Origin of the sequence: Lachnoanaerobaculum sp. MSX33 (assembly GCF_000512995.1) — a bacterium.
Lineage (GTDB): Bacteria > Bacillota > Clostridia > Lachnospirales > Lachnospiraceae > Lachnoanaerobaculum.
Genome location: NZ_AZXX01000063.1, coordinates 1 through 643, shown reverse-complemented (window position 1 = coordinate 643; position 643 = coordinate 1). Strand labels below are relative to the sequence as shown.

General features: G+C 43.4%; 1 protein-coding gene. It reads left to right on the top strand.

What is annotated here, in order from left to right; all coding sequences use genetic code 11:
- Positions 1 to 643, top strand: a 643-nt coding sequence (locus HMPREF1495_RS13905; protein WP_034213321.1) for a hypothetical protein, incomplete at both ends; no start/stop codon positions are given.

The following is a 643-nucleotide window of genomic DNA, read 5'->3' as shown; positions in this document are numbered from 1 at the left end:
GGACTGGATGTTAAGCAGAGATGCATCAAAGTGGACAAGTATCAACTTTGCAGTAGCATCGGCACCATATAACAACGGTAGTGTAGGGGCAACAACAGCAAACAGCATCTTATTAAGTGACGGAACAAGCGCGGGAGATGCAAGAGCATATAAGTTCAGCAAGATAAAGGCATTAAACTATGTGCCAAGTGTAACACCGAATCGTTACTATATGTTTGACGGATGGTATAAGGATGCGGCATGTACACAGCCGGTAGGAGATACGGACTTCTTTAGAACAACAGATCCTACACCTTTAACTGTATATGCTAAGTTTGTAGAAGACCCAAGTAAGTGGTTTGATATCAACTTCGTGGCAGGAAGTAACGGTTCTATCACGGCACCTGCAACACTTCATATACCGTTTGATTACACATGGAGTCAGATAACAGGACAGCTTCCGACAGCTACACCTGTAGCAAACTACTTGTTTAACGGCTGGAAGGATCCTAACGGTGCCTTCATGCAGGGAAGTAGTACACTTACAAATCATGCAACATATACAGCATTCTTTAGCCAGGATCCAAACGTATTTGGAGGTATAGGATCTATCACACCTACAGGTCGTATAGGAAATGACGGAAGCGGTGAGATAGTAATAGAC